Below are 17,867 nucleotides of genomic sequence, written 5' to 3' on the forward strand. Positions count from 1 at the left end.
CATCGAGGGTCCACTTCTAAAGTGGGCCCTCTTTCATTGCGCTGCCTCATGTCCGATCACCCTCCCCGCCCCCAGCCCGAAGCTGATATCGCCCGTCAGGACACGGTCCTGATGATCTGGATCACCGGCTTGCTGATGGTTTCGTCATGCCTGGCCATGAGCTATGTGTACGACACCCGGTTCTTCGAAGAGATCGCCCGCATCCGCCTGGCCATCCTGCTGGTGCTGCCCAGCTGCCTGCTGCTGGTCAACCTGGGGCAGAGCCAGGCAGCGGCCCAGGTGCTGATCTGGGGGCAATGGCTGATCTCTCTGGAGGTGGTGTTCCACAACGGCGGCCTGAACGGGCCCCTGATCCTCAGCTTCCCCATCCAGGTGGCTTGCGCCGCCTGGTTGCTGGGGCCCCGCAGTGCCCTGGCCGTGGCCCTGCTCAACACCGGCTACATGCTGGCCCTGCCGTGGTTCGAGGCACGGGGCTGGCTGCCCCGGCCGCGCTTTCAGCGCGAGCTGGCCCCCCACCTGGTGGTGATCACCAACATGGCCGTGGCGCTCACCGTCGCCTGGCTGTCACGGCGCAGCTACCAACGCCAGTTGCTGCAGGCCCAGGCCGCCCGCCAGGCCTGGCAGGCGCAAGATGAAGAGTTGCACAAACTGGTCAGCCTGATCGAGCAATGCCCCATCGGGATCGTGATCACCGACACGCAGCGGCGCATCGAGTACGTCAACCCGGCCTTCATCGGCCGGGCTGGTTTGAACGCTGTGGCGTTCCGCAACCTGCCGGCCGACCTGCTCTCCACCTCAGGCCTGAGCGCCCAGCAACGCAGCAGCCTGCAGCAGGCCATGGCCCAGGGGCAGACCTGGCGAGGTGAGCAATCCGTGCTGCTGCCCGACGGTCGCCGGGTGCTCGAAGACATCGAAATCGGGCCGATCCGGCGCGCCAATGGCGAGATCAGCCACTGGTTCGAACTCAAGAAAGACATCACCGCCAGCCGCTGGGCCGCCGACCAGATCGAGCGCCTGGTGTATGTGGACACCCTGACCGGCCTGCCCAACCGCGCCGCCCTGCAAGATCGCCTCCTGCTCCAGGCGGCACAGGGCCGTGGCTGGAACCTGCTGATGTTCAAGCTCGATGGCCTGGGGCAGCTCAATGAAATGCGCGGACCGCAAGCGGGCGATGCCTGCTTGAAGCAGCTCGCTCAGGCCTTGCGCCTGCACCTGCCCGAGGCAGGCTCTGATGTGTTTCGCCTGGGCGGCAGCGAATTCCTGACCCTGCTGCCGGCCCACCTGACAACGCCCGAGGTCGACGCCTGCGCCGCACGCGTGCACCAGGCTGTGACGGGCTACACCGGCCACCCCACACGTCCCCTGAGCGAGGTCCGACTGTTGCTGGCGGCCACCATGCTGACCGGCGACGAGGAAGACCCACTCACCCAGGGCCTGCGCCGTGCCAGCCTGGCCGTGCGCCAGGCCCGCCATGAAGCCCCGGGCCGCCCCTGCTGGTATGCCCCCGGGCTGGGCCAGCAGGCCAGGCAAAGGCTGTTGGCCCGCATGGATCTGGCTGTCACGGCCCTGGCCCCCTTGCTGAGCCTGGACCTGCGTCATCGCCAACGGCCCGACGGCCAGGGCTGCGGCCATTGGGCTGCGCTGCGCTGGGCCCCCGGATCGGGCCCGCGGGCGCCCCTGCAGGAGGTGGCGCGCCGGGCTGATCTGAGCTTTGAGCTCGATGAAGAACTGATCGCCCAGTTGGGCCGATGGCAGCAGCGCCAGGCCGCCCCAGTCAGGGATGGCCCCGGCGCACCGCCGCTGACACTGGCCTTGCTCACCCCTTTGCTGAGGCAGGACAACGCGGCGCAGTGGCTGCAGGACGGCCTGCAACGCCACCTGGTGCAGCGGCAGGGGCTGGGCCTGGCGCTGAGCACCCACGACCTGGGCTGGGCCGCAAGCGACCCCACCAGCGCCCTGCGCCGCCTGCACCGCCTGCGCGAAGCAGGCTTTCGCCTGTGCCTGCAAGATGTCGGGCTGGGCTACCCCGGTGTGCTTGAACTGCCCGCGTGGCCGGTGCATGAATGGCAGTTGGCCCCCAGCCTGCTGAGCCCACCCCAGGGCGATGGCACCGCCCAGGCCTTGCTGCAAGCCGTTCTGGCGGCTGCGCGGCGGCTCGCCATGCCGCTGGTGGCCGAGGGTGAGGTACCCGGCAGCCTGCTTGAGCAAGCCCCCCATCTGATCCGGCAAACCGCCCTCGGTCGGCCGACAGCGGCCCGTTGAAATGGGCCCGGTGCTCGGGCTCCAGGGTGATTTCAGGCCGGGTTCGGGCAGGGACAGGCGGCACTCCGGGATAATGTGGTTCCATGAACCCACTGCTCTCCAAACTGCAGCCTTACCCGTTCGAGCGGCTGAGGCAACTTTTTGCCGGCGTCACGCCCAGCCCCTACCACAGCCCGATCAGCCTGGGCATTGGCGAGCCCAAGCACCCCACGCCCGAGTTCATCAAGAGCGCCCTGGTCAACAGCCTGGAGGGCCTGGCCGGCTACCCGGCCACCGCCGGTGAGCCCCGCCTGCGCGAGGCCATGGCCGCCTGGGTCAAGCGCCGCTACGACCTCGACCTGAACCCGGCCACCCAGATCCTTCCGGTGAACGGCTCGCGTGAAGCGCTGTTTGCCTTTGCCCAGACCGTGATCGACCCACGCTGGCCCACGCCGGCGGTGGTCTGCCCCAACCCCTTCTATCAAATCTACGAAGGCGCGGCCCTGCTGGCCGGGGCCGACCCCTACTTCGCCCCCAGCGACCCCGCGCGCAACTTTGCAGTCGACTGGGACAGCGTGCCGGCCGACACCTGGGCCCGCACCCAGCTGTTGTTCGTGTGCTCGCCCGGCAACCCCACCGGTGCGGTGATGCCTCTGAGCGAATGGCAGAAGCTGTTCGAGCTCAGCGACCGCCATGGGTTCATCATTGCCTCGGACGAGTGCTACAGCGAGATCTACTTCCGCGACGAGCCCCCGCTGGGCGGCCTGGAAGCCGCCAAGAAGCTGGGCCGCGACGATTTCCGCAACCTGGTGGCCTTCACCAGCCTGTCCAAGCGCAGCAACGTGCCCGGCCTGCGCAGCGGCTTCGTGGCCGGCGATGCGGCCATCCTCAAGCAGTTTCTGCTCTACCGCACCTACCACGGCAGCGCCATGAGCCCGGTGGTCCAGGCCGCCAGCATCGCGGCCTGGAACGATGAAACCCATGTGGTCGAGAACCGGGTGCTGTATCGCAAGAAGTTCGCCCAGGTCACCCCCATCCTGGCCGGCGTGCTGGATGTGGCGCTGCCCGATGCCGGTTTCTACCTCTGGGCCCGGGTGCCCGAGGCGCTGGGCCTGAGCGACACCGGCTTCGCGCGCGAATTGCTGGCTCAATACAATGTGACGGTGCTGCCCGGCAGCTACCTGGCGCGTGAGGTGGGCGGGTTCAATCCTGGCACCCAACGCATCCGCATGGCGCTCGTGGCCGATGCGGCCGAATGCGTCGAAGCGGCGCTGCGCATCGTCAACTTCGTCCAGTCGCGCAGCCGCTGAACCCTGCGTCCTCGGGCTGCCACTCCACCCTGCACTTCGAAAGCCAGTCCATGAGCGCCAACATGAGCATGATGGAACGCATCCTGCGGTTGATGGGTGAAAAGGGTGCGTCCGACGTCTACCTGTCGGCCAATGCCCCCGCCCTGATCCGCATCAACGGCACCTGCGTGCCGATCAACAACCAGCTGCTGCCTTTTGACGCCCCGCGCAGCCTGCTGGCCGAGATCCTCCCGGCCAGCAACATGGAGGAGCTGCAGGAGACCGGTGAGCTCAACGTGGGCTACGCGCTCAAGGGCATCGGGCGCTTCCGCATCAGCGCCATGCGCCAGCGCGGCAGCGTGGCCGCCGTGATCCGCTACATCAGCCACGAGATCCCCAAGCTGGCCACGCTGAACCTGCCCGACATCCTGACCGAGCTGATCATGGAAAAGCGCGGCCTGCTGCTGGTGGTGGGGGCCACGGGCTCGGGCAAAAGCACCACGCTGGCCTCGATGCTGGACAACCGCAACGAGCACAGCACCGGCCACATCCTGACCATCGAAGAGCCGATCGAGTTTCTGTTCAAGAACAAGAAATCGATCATCAACCAGCGCGAGGTGGGCACCGACACCCAGTCGCTGCAGGTGGCGCTCAAGAACGCGCTGCGCCAGGCCCCCGACGTGATCCTGATCGGCGAAATCCGCGACCGTGAAACCATGTCAGCCGCGCTGGCCTATTCGCAGTCGGGTCACCTGGTGCTGGCCACCATGCACGCCAACAACAGCTACCAGGCCCTGAACCGCATCCTGAGCTTCTACCCGGTCGAGGTGCGCCAGACCCTGCTGGTCGACCTCAGCTCGGCGCTCAAGGCCATCATGTCGCAGCGCCTGCTGCGCAGCAACCACGGCGGCCGCATCCCGGCCTGCGAAGTGCTGCGCAACACCAAGCTGATCGCCGACCTGATCGAAAAAGGCGACTTCAACGGCATCCAGGAAGCCATGGAGAAATCCATGGCCGAAGGCTCGCAGACCTTCGAGGAAGACATCGCCCGCCTGATCCATGCGGGCCTGGTCGACCGCAAGGAAGGCATGGCCCATGCCGATTCGCCCACCAACCTGATGTGGCGCCTGCAAAACGACTTCGACCAGTCCGGCAAGGCCGCGGCCGAGGCCGCCAAGTCCCGGGCCGAGCCCGAGGACGAACCCTCATTCACAGAAATCGTCCTCGACGTGAAGCACTGATGTCCCGCACCCTGCACCTCACCGAACAACTGATCTCGCGCCCCTCCGTCACGCCCGACGACGCCGGCTGCCAGGCCCTGCTGCGCGAACGCCTGGAGGCCCTGGGCTTTGCCTGCGAAACCCTGGTCAGCGGGCCGGAGAACTTCCGCGTCACCAACCTGTGGGCCAAGCGCCCCGGCGCCACGCCCGACGCACCCACCCTGGTCTTTGCCGGCCACACCGATGTGGTGCCCACCGGCCCGCTGGAACAGTGGAAGAGCGACCCCTTCACCCCCACCCACCGCGACGGCCGGCTGTACGGGCGCGGGGCCAGCGACATGAAGACCTCGATCGCCGCCTTTGTGGTGGCCACCGAAGAGTTTCTGGCGGCCCAGCCCCAACCGAACCTGGCCCTGGCCTTGCTGATCACCAGCGACGAGGAAGGCCCCTCGGTCGACGGCACCGTCGTGGTCTGCCGCACCCTCAAGGAACGCGGCGAAAAGCTCGACTTCTGCATCGTGGGTGAACCCACCTCGGTGCAGCGCACCGGCGACATGATCAAGAACGGCCGCCGCGGCACCATGAGCGGCAAGCTCGTCGTGAAGGGCGTGCAAGGCCACATCGCCTACCCGCAACTGGCACGCAACCCCATCCACCAGGCCTTGCCGGCCCTGGCCGAGCTGGCCGCCATCGAGTGGGACCGGGGCAACGCCTACTTTCCCCCCACCAGCTGGCAGATCAGCAACATCCACGGCGGCACCGGCGCCACCAATGTGATTCCCGGGCAGGTGGTGATCGATTTCAACTTCCGTTTCTCCTCCGAATCCACCGCCGAGGCGCTGCAGCAGCGCCTGATCAGCGTGCTGGAGCGCCATGAGCTGGAGTACGAGTTGCAATGGACGCTGGGTGGCCACCCCTTCCTGACCACGCCGGGCAGCCTGGTGACGGCCATCCAGGGCGCCATCCGCGACGAGGTGGGCATCGAGACCGAGCTCTCCACCACCGGCGGCACCAGCGACGGGCGCTTCATTGCCCAGATCTGCCCTCAGGTGATCGAATTCGGCCCCCCCAACGCCACCATCCACAAGATCGACGAGCACATCGCCGTGGCCGACATCGAACCCGTGAAGAACATCTACCGCCGTACCCTTGAGAACCTGAATGCCAGCCTGGCAAGCGGGGCCGCAGCGTGAGCATCGCCAACCCGCCCCTAGCCCAGAACACTGTGCTGGGCCTGATCGAGCAGGCCCGGCAACAACTGGAAGCCGCCGGCGTGGCCTTTGGCCACGGCACCACCAACGCCTTTGACGAAGCCGCCTGGCTGGTGCTGTGGCAACTGGGCCTGCCCCTGGACAGCCCCCTGGGCGGCGAGCCCGAGGGCGAACCCTCGGTGGCCGATCAAGTGGTGCTGCCTGAAGACGCCGCCCGTGTGCAGGCGCTGATCGAGCGCCGCATCAGCAGCCGCCAGCCCGCGGCCTACCTGACCCGCGAGGCCTGGCTGCAAGGCGTGCCCTTTTATGTGGACGAGCGTGCCATCGTGCCACGCAGCTTCATTGCCGAGCTGATCGCCGACGGCAGCATCGACCCCTGGCTGGATGCCAACACCCACCGGGTGCTCGACCTGTGCACCGGCAACGGCAGCCTGGCCGTGCTGGCCGCCATGGCCTGGCCCGAGATCGTGGTGGAAGGCGCCGACCTGTCGCCCGATGCGCTGGCCGTGGCCCGCATCAATGTGGACCGGCATGGCCTGCAGGACCGCATCACCCTGAAGACCAGCGACGGCCTGAGCGCCCTACCCGGCCCGTATGACCTGATCCTGTGCAACCCGCCTTACGTCAACGCCCAGAGTATGGCCGAGCTGCCTGCCGAGTACCTGGCCGAGCCCGAAATGGCCCTGGCCGGCGGCAGTGATGGCATGGATTTCATCCGCCAGTTGCTGCGCGATGCCCCGGATCGGCTCAGCGAGCAAGGCGTGCTGGTGCTGGAAATCGGCAACGAGCGGGCCTACTTCGAGGCCGCCTTTCCCGACCTGCCCGTGTTCTGGCTGGAAACCAGTGCCGGCGATGACCAGGTGCTGCTGGTCACCCGCGAAGCCTTGAGCCCGGCGGACTGAGCCAGGTCAAGCCGCCCTGGCCGGGGCGGGCTAAGGGCAAAGCCGTAGGCAGTTGTCACAGGGATGTGTCAAACTTTGTCACATCTGACAACAACCAGAGACGAGCCGCCCCTCAACGCAGCTGGAACCCGCCCTAGCTTGGAGATCTCGGCTGCTGAGCCCTTGCGGGGGCGCCTCGACCAGACCGGCCAAGCCATCGGATTGCAGCCTGCGCGCTGGTGCACGCCCGGCTCAAGCCCATGAAGGACCGGCCATGTTCCACAGCATCCGCCACAAGCTGATCGCCACCAGCGTGCTCATCGTGAGCGCTGCCATCGTGCTGGTCAGCGCCGTCAGTTATTACTTTGCCCGCGGTTTCATCCTCGATGACCTGAACGAGCAACTGACGCGGATCAGCCAGTCCGAGGCGCGGCAACTGGGCCAGTGGGCCCTGGCGCAAAAGCAGATCGTCGAGGCCCTGGCGCCCGCCGTGGACAGCGCCGACCCCAACCCGGCCCTGCAGCAGGCCCTGGTGTCGGGCAAGCAAGACCTGGCCTACATCGGCAGCGCCGACAAGAAGATGGTGTCGGTGCCCAGCCGCAACCGCCCGGCCGACTACGACCCCACCTCCCGCGCCTGGTACAAGCTCGCCGACCAGAGCGGCAAGGCCATCCTCACCCCGCCCTACATCGCCGCCTCCAGCCAGAAGCTGGTCGTCACCTTTGCGTACCCGGTCAAGGCCGGTGGCCAGACCCGGGCCGTGACGGGGGCCGATGTCACGGTGGAAGACGTGGTCAAGGGCCTGGGCCAGATCCACCCCACCCCCAGCGGCTTCGCCTTCCTGCTCGACAAGGAAGGCCGCATCCTGGCCCACCCCGACAAGCAGCTGATCCTCAAACCGGTGGGCGAGCTGTCCAAGGCCATCACCCCCGATCTGCTGGGCCGCGCCAGCCAGGGCGAGCACGAGCCCGAGGTGGCCGACATCGGCGGCGAAGCCTACCTGCTCAAATCGGCCCCGGTGCCCGAGACCGACTGGGTGCTGGTGACCGCAGCCCAGCGCCGCGAGGCCTTGAGCCGGCTTGACCGCCTGCTGCTCAGCGTGGCGGGCGCCCTGGTGGTGGTCGGGGTGCTGGCCGGTCTGCTGGCCATGTGCACCGTGCACGCCCTGCTGGGCGGGCTGACCCGCGTGCGCAACGCCATGCGCCAGATCGGCTCGGGCACGGGCGACCTGACCCAGCGCCTGCCCATCAAGGGCCGCGACGAGATCGACGAGATCGCCACCGCTTTCAACGACTTCGTGGGCAAGATCGAGGCCGTGATGCGCGACGTCAGCCACACCAGCGAATCCATCGCCACGGCCTCCAGCGAGATCGCCCTGGGCTCGCAGGACCTGAGCAGCCGCACCGAACAGACCGCCAGCAACCTCGAAGAGGCGTCAGCCTCCATGGAGCAACTGACACAACTGGTCAACCACAGCGCCCAGAACGCGACCCATGGCCGCGATCTGGCCACCCGCTCGGTCGACATGGCCGACCGAGGCGGCCTGGTGATGGGCCAGGTGGTGGAGACCATGAGCGACATCTCGAACAGCTCACGCCGCATCTCGGACATCACCTCGGTGATCGACGGCATTGCCTTCCAGACCAACATCCTGGCCCTGAACGCGGCCGTCGAGGCCGCACGGGCCGGCGAGCAAGGGCGCGGCTTTGCCGTGGTCGCCTCCGAGGTGCGCTCGCTGGCCAGCCGCTCGGCCGAGGCCGCCAAGGAGATCAAGACCCTGATCGGGGCCAGCGTGGAGCGGGTGGAAGACGGCGGCCGCCTGGTCGGCGAGGCCGGACAGGCGATGACCGAGATCGTGCAGAGCGTGAAGCAGGTCACCACCATCGTGCAGGAGATCAGCGCCGGCACCACCGACCAGAGCCGCGGCATCGGCGAGATCAACGCCGCCGTGGCCCACCTCGACCAGATGACCCAACAGAACGCGGCCCTGGTCGAACAATCGGCCGCCGCGGCCGAAAGCCTGAAGGAACAGGCCGCCCACCTGGCCGCCGTGGTGGCCACCTTCAAGATCAGCCGCTGAGCCTGCGCCGGCAGGGCATGGCCCGGGCATGCGAAAATCGCAGGCTTTGCCTTCCAACACCGGCACCGGCCGGGCCTTGCCATGATCACGCTCAAGAACATCGTCTTGCGACGCAGCGCCAAAGTGCTGCTCGACAAGGTTTCCGTCACCCTCAACCCGGGGGAGAAGGTAGGCCTGGTCGGTCGCAACGGGGCCGGCAAGTCCACCCTGTTTGCCTTGCTGAACGGCAGCCTGCATGAAGACGGCGGCGATTTCTACATCCCCGCCCAATGGCGCATGGCCCAGGTGGCCCAGAACATGCCCGAGACCGACGAGAGCGCGACCGAATTCGTGCTTGACGGCGATACCCGGCTGGCCGAGCTGCGCGCCCAGTTGCGGGCCCTGGAAGCGTCGGATGCCTCGTACGACGACCACGACCACGGCATGGCCATGGCCCAGCTCTACACCGACCTGGCCGACGCAGGCGACCACGATGCCGTGCCGCGCGCCCAGTCGCTGATCCTGGGCCTGGGTTTTCAGAGCCACGAACTGGACCGGCCGGTGAACAGCTTCTCGGGCGGCTGGCGCATGCGCCTGCAACTGGCCCGGGCGCTGATGTGCCCCTCCGACCTGCTGCTGCTGGACGAGCCCACCAACCACTTGGACTTGGACGCCCTGGTCTGGCTGGAAGCCTGGCTCAAGCGTTACGCGGGCACCATGATCGTGATCAGCCACGACCGCGAGTTTCTGGATGCCGTGACCAACGTCACCCTGCACATCGACAACGCCCAATTGGTGCGCTACGGCGGCAACTACAGCGCCTTCGAAACCCTGCAGGCCCAGCAGATGGAGCTGCAGGCGGCGGCCTTCTCCAAGCAGCAGGACAAGATTGCCCACCTGCAGAAGTTCATCGACCGCTTCAAGGCCAAGGCCAGCAAGGCAAAGCAGGCGCAAAGCCGGGTCAAGGCCCTGGAGCGCATGGAGAAGATCGCGCCCATCCTGGCCAATGCCGAGTTCACCTTCGAGTTCAAGGAACCGACCAACCTGCCCAACCCCATGCTGGCCATCAGCGATGCGGCCTTCGGCTACCAGACCGACGAGGGCGACAAGTACATCCTCAGCGGCGTCAACCGCTCGGTGCTGGCTGGCCAGCGCATCGGCATCCTGGGCGCCAACGGCCAGGGCAAATCGACCCTGGTCAAGACCATCGCCCGCGAGATGAAGCCTCTGGGCGGCACCGTGACCGAAGGCAAGGGCCTGTCCATCGGCTACTTTGCCCAGCAGGAGCTGGACGTGCTGCGCAGCGGTGAGAACCCCCTGGAGCACATGATCCGCCTGGCCAAGGAGCTGGGTCCGAACGCCCGCGAATCCTCGCGCGAGCAAGACCTGCGCAACTACCTGGGCACCTTCAATTTCAGCGGCGACATGGTCAAGCAGGCCGTGGGCACCATGAGCGGCGGCGAAAAAGCCCGCCTGGTGCTGGCCATGATCGTGTGGCAGCGCCCCAACCTGCTGCTGCTGGACGAACCCACCAACCACCTGGACCTGGCCACCCGCGAGGCCCTGTCGGTGGCCCTCAATGAGTTTGAAGGCACCGTCATGCTGGTCAGCCACGACCGGGCCCTGCTGCGCTCGGTGTGCGACGAGTTCTGGCTGGTGGGCCGTGGCGTGGTCGGCCCCTTCGATGGCGATCTGGACGACTACCAGCGCTACCTGCTCGACGAATCCAAGCGCCTGCGCGAAGTGGCCAAGGAAACCCAGCGCACCCTGGAGGCCGAGGCACAGGCCAGTCAGGCGGCGGCTGCCGAGGCTGCCCGCGCCGCCGAAGCGGCTGCCCAGGCCAGCAAGACCCCGGCCCCGGCCATCGCCTCACGCGATCAGCGCAAGCTCGATGCCCAGGCCCGCCAGGCCCTGGCCGAAAAGACCCGCCCCCTGAAGAAAGAGCTGGAGCAGGTGGACCAGCGCATGGCTCAACTGGGCCAGGACAAGACCACCCTCGAAGAACGCCTGAGCACCCCCCTGCCCCCGGCCGAGATTGCTGAAAGCGGCAAGAAGCTGAAGGCCATCAGCGATGAGCTGGAGCGGCTGGAAGAGCGCTGGCTGGAGTTGAACGAACAAATCGAAACCCTGACGCAGGCGGCCTGAGGCGGGGGTATGGCTTCGGTCGTCGCACAATGGCGCCAGTGACCTGCCTGGAGCCCCCATGCCCGACAAGACCCTGGCCCTGACCCACGGCCAAGCCGACCTGCAGCGCGCCGTGCTGAACAGCCGGCGCTTGCTGAAAAAGCGCGCGCTCTGGGCCGCAGCGGTCGCCGCCCTGCCCGTACCGGGCCTGGATTTCGCGGTGGATGCCGCCTTGCTTTCGCGCCTGATTCCCCAGATCAGCCATGAGTTCGGCCTGTCGGGGGTGCAACTGGACCGCCTGTCGCCGGATCGTCGCGAGCAGGTGCAAAAGGCGGTCGCCGTGGTGGGGTCTTTGCTGATCGGGCGCTTTCTCAGTGCCGAGCTGATGCTGACACTGGCCGCCAAGGCCGGTCTGCGCCTGACCGCAGGCCAGGCCGCCCGCTATGTGCCCATTGCCGGCCAGGCCTTGTCGGCCGCCATGGGCTATGCGGCCGTGCGGGCCCTGGGCGAGCAGCACATCCGCGAATGTGTGCTGGTGAGGCAGGCGCTGCCACCAGCACCTGGATAAGCCGTCAAAGACGGCTGCGGTCAGCTCACCTGGCGCTTATTTGGGGCGGTACAGGGCACAGAGCTTGTGACCGTCCGGATCACGCACATAGGCCAGGTACATCGAGCCCATCTTGCCTTCACGCAGACCCGGTGGGTCTTCGATGGAGATGCCGCCATGGGCCACGGCGGTGTCATGGAACTGCTTGAGCTGTTCCGGCGAGTTGCACTTGAAGCCCAGGGTGAAGCCGTTGGACGCAGTGGCAGGCTGGCCGTCGATGGGCTCACTCAGACCAAAGGTGCTGCCGTCATGGCGGTAGAACAGGCGGGTCTGGCCGGTGGCGTTCACATTGCGCATCGGCTCGCCGGCGCCCAGCACGCCGAGCACCGCGTCATAGAAACGCTTGGACCGTTCGATGTCGTTGCTGCCGAGCATCACGTGGTTCAACATGGGAATCTCCTTTTGGTTTTCACGGGGGTGAGGGATGCTAGCGCAGGAAATCGGCCTGGCCGGGCCCGCTGGAGTCGCCTGCGCGGCAGGCGGCACTGGCCAGGGATCCACCGCCGCTCGGTCCAGCGCCACTCAGTCCAGCGCCGCGTGCACCAGCGTGCGGGTGTAGTCGCTTTGCGGCTGCTCCAGCACCTGGGCCACGGGGCCGGATTCGACCACCTGGCCGTCCTTCATCACCAGCACCTCGTGCGCCATGGCACGGATCACGGCGATGTCGTGGGTGATCAGCAGGTAGCTCAGACCGCGCTCGCGCTGCAGCTGCTGCAGCAATTGCAGCACCTGCTTCTGGATGCTCACATCGAGCGCGCTGGTGGGTTCGTCCAGCACCAGCAGGCGCGGGCCCACGATGAGAGCCCGGGCGATGGCCAGGCGCTGGCGCTGCCCGCCCGAAAATTCATGCGGGTAGCGAGCCAACAGGCCGGGGAACTGCGCCTCGCCCAAGCCCACATCGGCCAGCGCCTGGGCCACGCGGGCACGGCGTTGCGCCACGCTCAGGCCGGGCTCGTGCACCCGCAGGCCTTCGCCCACGATCTCCTCCACCGTGAGCCGGGGCGACAGCGATGAAAACGGGTCTTGGAACACCACCTGCACCTGGCGCCGCAAGGCCCGGTGGGCCGGCGTGTTGCGCGTGCCCAGGCCTTGCCAGCCCTGCTCGCCCGCGGCGCCAAAGCGCAGCGTGCCCTGGCTGGGCAGCAGGCCCAACACGGCTTGGGCCAGGGTGGACTTGCCCGAGCCCGACTCGCCCACCACGCCCAGGGTGCGGCCCTGGGGCAGGCTGAAGCGGGCCCCCTGCACCGCCACGAACTCACCGCGCCCCCACCAGCCGCGCCAACCCGGCAGGGCCACCGGGTAGACCACGCGCAGGGCCTCGGCCTGCAGCTCTGTGGGGGGAGCCGGCTCGGCAGGATCGGCCTCCAGCACATCGCGGCGGGGCAGGCTGTCGAGCAGCTTGCGGGTGTAGGCGTGCTGGGGCTGGGCAAACACCTCGTTGACGGCGCCCTGCTCCACCAGCACGCCGTTTTCCATCACCGCCACCCGGTCGGCAAAGCGGCGCACCATCTGCAGGTCGTGGGTGATCAGCAGCACGGCCATGCCGGTGCGGCGCTGCAAGTCGGCCAGCAGATCCAGGATCTGCGCACGCAAGGTCACGTCCAGCGCCGTGGTGGGCTCGTCGGCCAACAGCAGGCGGGGCTCGGTGGCCAGGGCCATGGCGATCATGGCGCGCTGGCGTTGGCCGCCCGACAACTGGTGCGGGTAGCTGCGGGCCCGCCGTTCCGGCTCGGGGATGCCGGTGTCGGCCAGGGCTTTCACGGCCAGGGGCCAGGCTTGTTGGCGGTTCAGGCCCTTCTTGAGTTGCAGCACCTCCACGATCTGCTCGCCCACCGTGAACAGCGGGTTGAGGGCGGTCATGGGCTCCTGGAAGATCATGGCGATGTCGTCGCCGCGCAGGCCTTGCAGCTCACGCTCGGGCAGGCTCAGCAGGTCGCGCATCGGGGCGCCGGGGGCGGTGTCGCGCAGCAGCACACAGCCCTGGCAGCGGGCATGGGCGGCCAGACGCAGCAGGCTCAGCGCGGTGACCGATTTGCCCGAGCCGGATTCGCCCACCAGGGCCAGTTTCTCGCCTGCGGCCAGGTTGAAGCTGATGCCATGCACCACCTCCTTGCCATCAAAGGCGATGCGCAGGTCCTGCACCTGCAACAGGGGTGCGTCCGTGGTCGGGGTGTTCATGCCTGGGCCTCCGCCTGACGCGGGTCGAGGGCATCACGCAGCGCGTCGCCCATGAAGGTGAGCAGCAGCAGGGTGATCACCAGCACGCCAAAGGTCGACAGCGAGATCCACCAGGCGTCGATGTTGCTTTTGCCCTGGCTCAGCAATTCACCCAGCGAGGGCGTGCCGGGCGGCACCCCCAGGCCCAGAAAATCGAGCGAGGTGAGTGCCAGGATGGCCGCACTCATGCGGAAGGGCAAAAAGGTGACCACCGGGGTCAGGCTGTTGGGCAGGATGTGGCGCCAGATGATCTGGGTGTTCGACACCCCCAGGGCGCGGGCGGCCTTGACGTAGTCGAGCTGCCGGTTGCGCAAGAATTCGGCGCGCACATAGTCCGACAGGCCCATCCAGCCGAACAGGCTGAGCAGCACCAGCAGCAGGGCCACACTGGGCGCGAACACCGCGCTGAAGATGATCAGCAGGTACAGCTCGGGCATGGAGCCCCAGATTTCGATGAAGCGCTGGAAGGCCAGGTCGGTGCGCCCGCCAAAATAGCCCTGCACCGCCCCGGTCAGCACCCCCAGCAGCACCCCCGACACCGTGAGCGCCAGGGCAAACAGCACGCTGACGCGAAAGCCGTAAATCAGCTGGGCCAGCAGGTCACGCCCCCGGTCATCGGTACCCAGCCAGTTGTCGCGGCTGGGGCCGGAGGGGTTGGGCTCCTTGGCGAAGTAGTTCAGGGTCTTGGGGCCGTAGGGGTTGGGCGCAAACACCGCCCAGTTGCCGGGCTGGGCCAGTTGCTGGCGGATGAAGGGGTCGAGGTAATCGGTGGGGGTTTCGAAGTCGCCGCCAAACACCTTCTCGGGGTAGTCGTTCCACATCGGGAAGTAGGTCTGGCCGGCATAGCGCACCACGAGCGGGCGGTCGTTGGAGATCAGCTCGGCGCCCAGGCTCATCAGCACCAGGGCCGCGAACAGCAGCAGGCTCCAGTAGCCCAGGCGGTTGCGCTTGAAGCGCAGCCAGGCGCGGCGCGAGGGGCTGAGGCTGGCAGGCGCAGACACGGTGGGTGATTCAATCGAATTTGACACGGGGGTCCACCCAGACATAAGACAGGTCAGAGATCAGCTTGGTCACCAGGCCGATCAGCGTGAACAGGTACAGCGTGCCCAGCACCACCGGGTAGTCGCGCCGGATCACGCTCTCATAGCTCAGCAGGCCCAGACCATCGAGCGAGAACAGGGTCTCGATCAGCAGCGAGCCGGTGAAGAAGGCGCCCACAAAGGCCGCCGGAAAGCCGGTGATGATGGGGATCAGCGCGTTGCGGAACACGTGCTTCCACAGCACCTGGCGCTCGCTCAGGCCCTTGGCACGGGCGGTGATCACGTACTGCTTGCGGATCTCTTCAAGAAAGGCGTTCTTGGTCAGCATCGCCGTCACGGCAAAACTGCCCAGCACCATGGCCGTCACCGGCAGTGCGATGTGCCACAGGTAGTCGGTGATGCGCGCTGGCCAGGTCAGATCGGCCCAGTTGCTGGAGGTCAGCCCGCGCAGCGGGAACCACTGCAACTGCCCGCCAAAGATCACCAGCAGCGCCACCCCCAGCACAAAGCCCGGAATGGCATAGCCTACCAGGATCAGCAAGGTGGTCACCAGGTCGAAGCGCGAGCCCGCACGCACGGCCTTGGCCACGCCCAAAGGCACGGCCACACCGTAGCTGATGAAAAAGGTCCACAGGCCCAGGCTGGCCGAAACGGGCAGCTTGTCGAGGATCAGCTGCCACACATCCTTGTTCTGGAAAAAGCTCTTGCCCAGGTCGAAGCGGGCAAACTGGCCCAGCATTTGCACAAAGCGTTCGGCTGGCGGCTTGTCAAAGCCGTACAAGGCCTTGATCTGCTCCAGCCGCTTCGGGTCCACCCCCTGGCTGCCCCGGTAGCTGCCGCCGCCCTCGGCGCCACGTTGGGCGCCCGCCTTGGCCTCGGCCAGGTACTGCTCGACCGGCCCCCCGGGCACGAACTGGATCACCGCGAAGGTCAGCAACAGCACCCCGAACAGGGTGGGCACCATCAGCAGCAGGCGTTTGACAATGTAGGCAAGCATGGGTGGGCTGGTGGGTGACGGGGGTCAGGGCTTCTGGGCGGGGTTTCAGGGCGGGTGTCAGGGTTGGGGTGCCGGCGCTGGCCGGGCCCACCAGGTGTCGATCACCCACTCTTCACCCGGCGCATAAGGCGGCATGGTGGCCGGGCCCTGCAGGCGCCAGGCATCAAACACCAGGCGATGGGTGACGGCGGTGTACTGCGGGATCAGGTAGTGGCCATGCATGATCACGCGGTCCAGGGCACGGCAGGCCGAGTGCAGCTCGGCCTCGCTCTTGGCGGCGGTCATGCGGGCGATCAGGGCATCGACCGCCGGGCTCTTGACGCCGGCCATGTTGCCCGAATCCTCGGTGTCGGCGGCCTTGCTGCCGAACAGGTCGGCGTACTCCTGCCCCGGGGTGTGGGTGCCGGGCACGGCCAGGGTGATCAGGTCGAAATCGAACTTCTGGATGCGCTGCAGGTACAGCGCAAAGTCTACCGAGCGGAAGTTGAGCTTGACGCCCAGCTTCTCCAGATTGCGCCCCCAGGAAGCAAAGGTGGCCATCTTGCCTTCACTGCTGTCCAGGTACTCCAGCACCAGGGGCTCGCCCTGGGCATTGCGCAGCGCGCCGTCGCGGTACTGCCAGCCCGCCTCGGCCAGCAGGGCCTGGGCGCGGCGCAGGTTGCCGCGCAGCGACTGCTCGCCATCCGTGCGCGGCGGCTGCGCCATGGGGCCGAACACGGTGGCCGGCAGTTGCGCACGCCAGGGCTCCAGCAAGGCCAGTTCGTCGGGGCCGGGGCTGCCGGTGGCCGCGCAGGCCGTGTTGCCGAACAAACCGGTCACGCGCTGGTAGCTGCCATAGAACAACTGGCGGTTCATCCATTCGAAATCGAGTGCCAGCCCCAGGGCCTGCCGCACGCGGATGTCATCCAGCGGCTTGCGCCGGGTGTTGAGGAAAAAGCTCTGGAAGCCCGAGGGCAGCTGGTGCTTGAACTCGCGCTTGACCAGCTCGCCCGAATCGAAGCGCTTGCCATTGACGCGGCGCGCCCAGTCGCCAGCCGAATAAAAGCGCATCAGGTCGAACTCGCCGGCCTTCAAGGCCTCAAGCCTGGCCGTGTTGTCCTTGTAGATCTTGACGGTGATGCGGTCGAAGTTGTCGCTGCCGCGCTTGACGTTGAGGTCGCGCGCCCAGTACTGCGGGTCGCGCACATAGCTGATGTCCTTGCCGAAGCGCACCGGGCCGATGCGGTAGGGGCCGCTGCCGATGGGGATGTCGGTCACCACCTCGCTGAAGCGCTTGCCGGCCCCCCATTGGTGGCTGAACACCGGCAGGCTTCCCACGGTCAGGGGCAGTTCGCGGTTGGGCTTCTTGAAGCGGTAGCGCACGGTGCGCTCGCCCAGCACGTCCAGGCCGGCCACGTCTTCGAGCGTGGTCTTGTAGGCGGGCGAGGTGTCCGGGCCCATCAGCATGTCGTAGCTGTACTTCACGTCGCGGGCCAGCACCGGGTCACCGTTGTGGAAGCGGGCCTCGGGGCGCAGCTCAAAAGTGGCGCTCAAGCCATCCGCGGCCACGCTCACATCGCCGGCCAGCAGGCCATAGCCCGTGCCCACCTCGTCCATCGCGCCGGTGAGCAGGCTGTCGAACATCAGCGCACTCAGGTAGGCCGGGGCCGAGCCTTTGAGGGTGAAGGGGTTGTACTTGTCGAAGGTGGAGGCGCGGCTGTTGCTGACCAGGCGCAGCTCGCCGCCCTTGGGCGCCTGGGGGTTGACGTAGTCGAAATGCGCAAAGCCGGCCGGGTACTTGGGTTGGCCCCACAGGGCGTAGGCCTGGCCGGCCCCGGCCGGGAAAGCACTCAACGCCGAAGCGGCAAGCAGGAAGCAAAAGCTCAAAGCACGCATGAGACAATTCTGCCCTAGTCCGGGTGCTGCTTCAGGCAACCGGGCCTCTGCCGGCGCCACCGCCACCAGGGGCCTGCCGAGCCGCCCCGGCCCATGAACCCCGCCC

The 17,867-nt window shown here is 67.3% G+C and carries 13 protein-coding genes; 8 read left to right on the plus strand and 5 right to left on the minus strand.

What is annotated here, in order from left to right; all coding sequences use genetic code 11:
• Positions 1 to 48 precede the first annotated feature (48 nt).
• The 8 genes from L880_RS0103955 (at position 49) to L880_RS0103990 (ending at position 11,593) form a co-directional block, all read left to right on the plus strand.
• Complete coding sequence (locus tag L880_RS0103955) at positions 49 to 2,262, plus strand: diguanylate cyclase domain-containing protein (RefSeq protein WP_084460981.1); 2,214 nt, start codon at positions 49 to 51, stop codon at positions 2,260 to 2,262.
• An 83-nt stretch (positions 2,263 to 2,345) separates the two neighbouring features.
• On the plus strand, positions 2,346 to 3,551 hold the full coding sequence (gene dapC / locus L880_RS0103960) for a succinyldiaminopimelate transaminase (RefSeq protein WP_027474569.1): 1,206 nt from the start codon (positions 2,346 to 2,348) through the stop codon (positions 3,549 to 3,551).
• 62 nt (positions 3,552 to 3,613) lie between these two features.
• Positions 3,614 to 4,771 carry a PilT/PilU family type 4a pilus ATPase gene (locus L880_RS0103965; protein WP_027474570.1) on the plus strand — a complete coding sequence of 386 codons (1,158 nt, stop codon included), beginning with the start codon at positions 3,614 to 3,616 and terminating at the stop codon, positions 4,769 to 4,771.
• Entirely contained in the window at positions 4,771 to 5,943 is a 1,173-nt protein-coding gene (dapE, locus tag L880_RS0103970; RefSeq protein ID WP_027474571.1) for a succinyl-diaminopimelate desuccinylase, read from the plus strand. The genes L880_RS0103965 and dapE overlap by 1 nt, the downstream gene beginning before the upstream one ends.
• The gene (gene prmB / locus L880_RS0103975; protein WP_027474572.1) at positions 5,940 to 6,863 is read left to right on the plus strand and encodes a 50S ribosomal protein L3 N(5)-glutamine methyltransferase; all 924 of its coding nucleotides are present in this window, start codon (positions 5,940 to 5,942) and stop codon (positions 6,861 to 6,863) included. Before dapE ends, prmB begins: the two co-directional genes overlap by 4 nt.
• 253 nt (positions 6,864 to 7,116) lie before the next feature.
• The gene (locus tag L880_RS0103980) at positions 7,117 to 8,922 is read left to right on the plus strand and encodes a methyl-accepting chemotaxis protein (protein ID WP_027474573.1); all 1,806 of its coding nucleotides are present in this window, start codon (positions 7,117 to 7,119) and stop codon (positions 8,920 to 8,922) included.
• 81 nt (positions 8,923 to 9,003) lie between these two features.
• Positions 9,004 to 11,046 (plus strand): ABC-F family ATP-binding cassette domain-containing protein, encoded by a 2,043-nt coding sequence (locus L880_RS0103985; protein WP_027474574.1) that lies wholly within the window; start codon positions 9,004 to 9,006, stop codon positions 11,044 to 11,046.
• A 58-nt stretch (positions 11,047 to 11,104) separates the two neighbouring features.
• Complete coding sequence (locus tag L880_RS0103990) at positions 11,105 to 11,593, plus strand: hypothetical protein (RefSeq protein WP_027474575.1); 489 nt, start codon at positions 11,105 to 11,107, stop codon at positions 11,591 to 11,593.
• Positions 11,594 to 11,629: 36 nt separating this feature from the next.
• On the opposite strand, the gene L880_RS0103995 is transcribed toward L880_RS0103990, so the two are convergent.
• From L880_RS0103995 to L880_RS0104015, 5 genes are all read right to left on the minus strand, one after another.
• The gene (locus tag L880_RS0103995) at positions 11,630 to 12,022 is read right to left on the minus strand and encodes a VOC family protein (RefSeq protein ID WP_027474576.1); all 393 of its coding nucleotides are present in this window, start codon (positions 12,020 to 12,022) and stop codon (positions 11,630 to 11,632) included.
• Between the two features lie 132 nt (positions 12,023 to 12,154).
• Positions 12,155 to 13,810 carry an ABC transporter ATP-binding protein gene (locus L880_RS0104000; protein WP_027474577.1) on the minus strand — a complete coding sequence of 552 codons (1,656 nt, stop codon included), beginning with the start codon at positions 13,808 to 13,810 and terminating at the stop codon, positions 12,155 to 12,157.
• Positions 13,807 to 14,895 (minus strand): ABC transporter permease, encoded by a 1,089-nt coding sequence (locus tag L880_RS0104005; protein WP_157462561.1) that lies wholly within the window; start codon positions 14,893 to 14,895, stop codon positions 13,807 to 13,809. Before L880_RS0104005 ends, L880_RS0104000 begins: the two co-directional genes overlap by 4 nt.
• Positions 14,861 to 15,886, minus strand: a complete 1,026-nt coding sequence (locus L880_RS0104010) for a microcin C ABC transporter permease YejB (protein ID WP_027474579.1) — start codon at positions 15,884 to 15,886, stop codon at positions 14,861 to 14,863. Before L880_RS0104010 ends, L880_RS0104005 begins: the two co-directional genes overlap by 35 nt.
• A 57-nt stretch (positions 15,887 to 15,943) precedes the next feature.
• On the minus strand, positions 15,944 to 17,761 hold the full coding sequence (locus L880_RS0104015) for an extracellular solute-binding protein (RefSeq protein WP_027474580.1): 1,818 nt from the start codon (positions 17,759 to 17,761) through the stop codon (positions 15,944 to 15,946).
• Positions 17,762 to 17,867 lie beyond the last annotated feature (106 nt).

The organism is Curvibacter gracilis ATCC BAA-807, assembly GCF_000518645.1.
In the GTDB taxonomy this organism is placed as follows: domain Bacteria; phylum Pseudomonadota; class Gammaproteobacteria; order Burkholderiales; family Burkholderiaceae_C; genus Curvibacter; species Curvibacter gracilis.

Bases quoted from the DNA above. Each gene is read 5' to 3' on its own strand.
- L880_RS0103995 (WP_027474576.1), bottom strand. From the start codon at position 12,022: ATGTTGAACCACGTGATGCTCGGCAGCAACGACATCGAACGGTCCAAG.
- L880_RS0104000 (WP_027474577.1), bottom strand. From the start codon at position 13,810: ATGAACACCCCGACCACGGACGCACCCCTGTTGCAGGTGCAGGACCTG.
- L880_RS0103955 (WP_084460981.1), top strand. From the start codon at position 49: ATGTCCGATCACCCTCCCCGCCCCCAGCCCGAAGCTGATATCGCCCGT.
- L880_RS0103980 (WP_027474573.1), top strand. From the start codon at position 7,117: ATGTTCCACAGCATCCGCCACAAGCTGATCGCCACCAGCGTGCTCATC.
- L880_RS0104005 (WP_157462561.1), bottom strand. From the start codon at position 14,895: ATGTCTGGGTGGACCCCCGTGTCAAATTCGATTGAATCACCCACCGTG.
- L880_RS0103985 (WP_027474574.1), top strand. From the start codon at position 9,004: ATGATCACGCTCAAGAACATCGTCTTGCGACGCAGCGCCAAAGTGCTG.
- L880_RS0104010 (WP_027474579.1), bottom strand. From the start codon at position 15,886: ATGCTTGCCTACATTGTCAAACGCCTGCTGCTGATGGTGCCCACCCTG.
- L880_RS0103990 (WP_027474575.1), top strand. From the start codon at position 11,105: ATGCCCGACAAGACCCTGGCCCTGACCCACGGCCAAGCCGACCTGCAG.
- dapE (WP_027474571.1), top strand. From the start codon at position 4,771: ATGTCCCGCACCCTGCACCTCACCGAACAACTGATCTCGCGCCCCTCC.
- L880_RS0103965 (WP_027474570.1), top strand. From the start codon at position 3,614: ATGAGCATGATGGAACGCATCCTGCGGTTGATGGGTGAAAAGGGTGCG.
- L880_RS0104015 (WP_027474580.1), bottom strand. From the start codon at position 17,761: ATGCGTGCTTTGAGCTTTTGCTTCCTGCTTGCCGCTTCGGCGTTGAGT.
- dapC (WP_027474569.1), top strand. From the start codon at position 2,346: ATGAACCCACTGCTCTCCAAACTGCAGCCTTACCCGTTCGAGCGGCTG.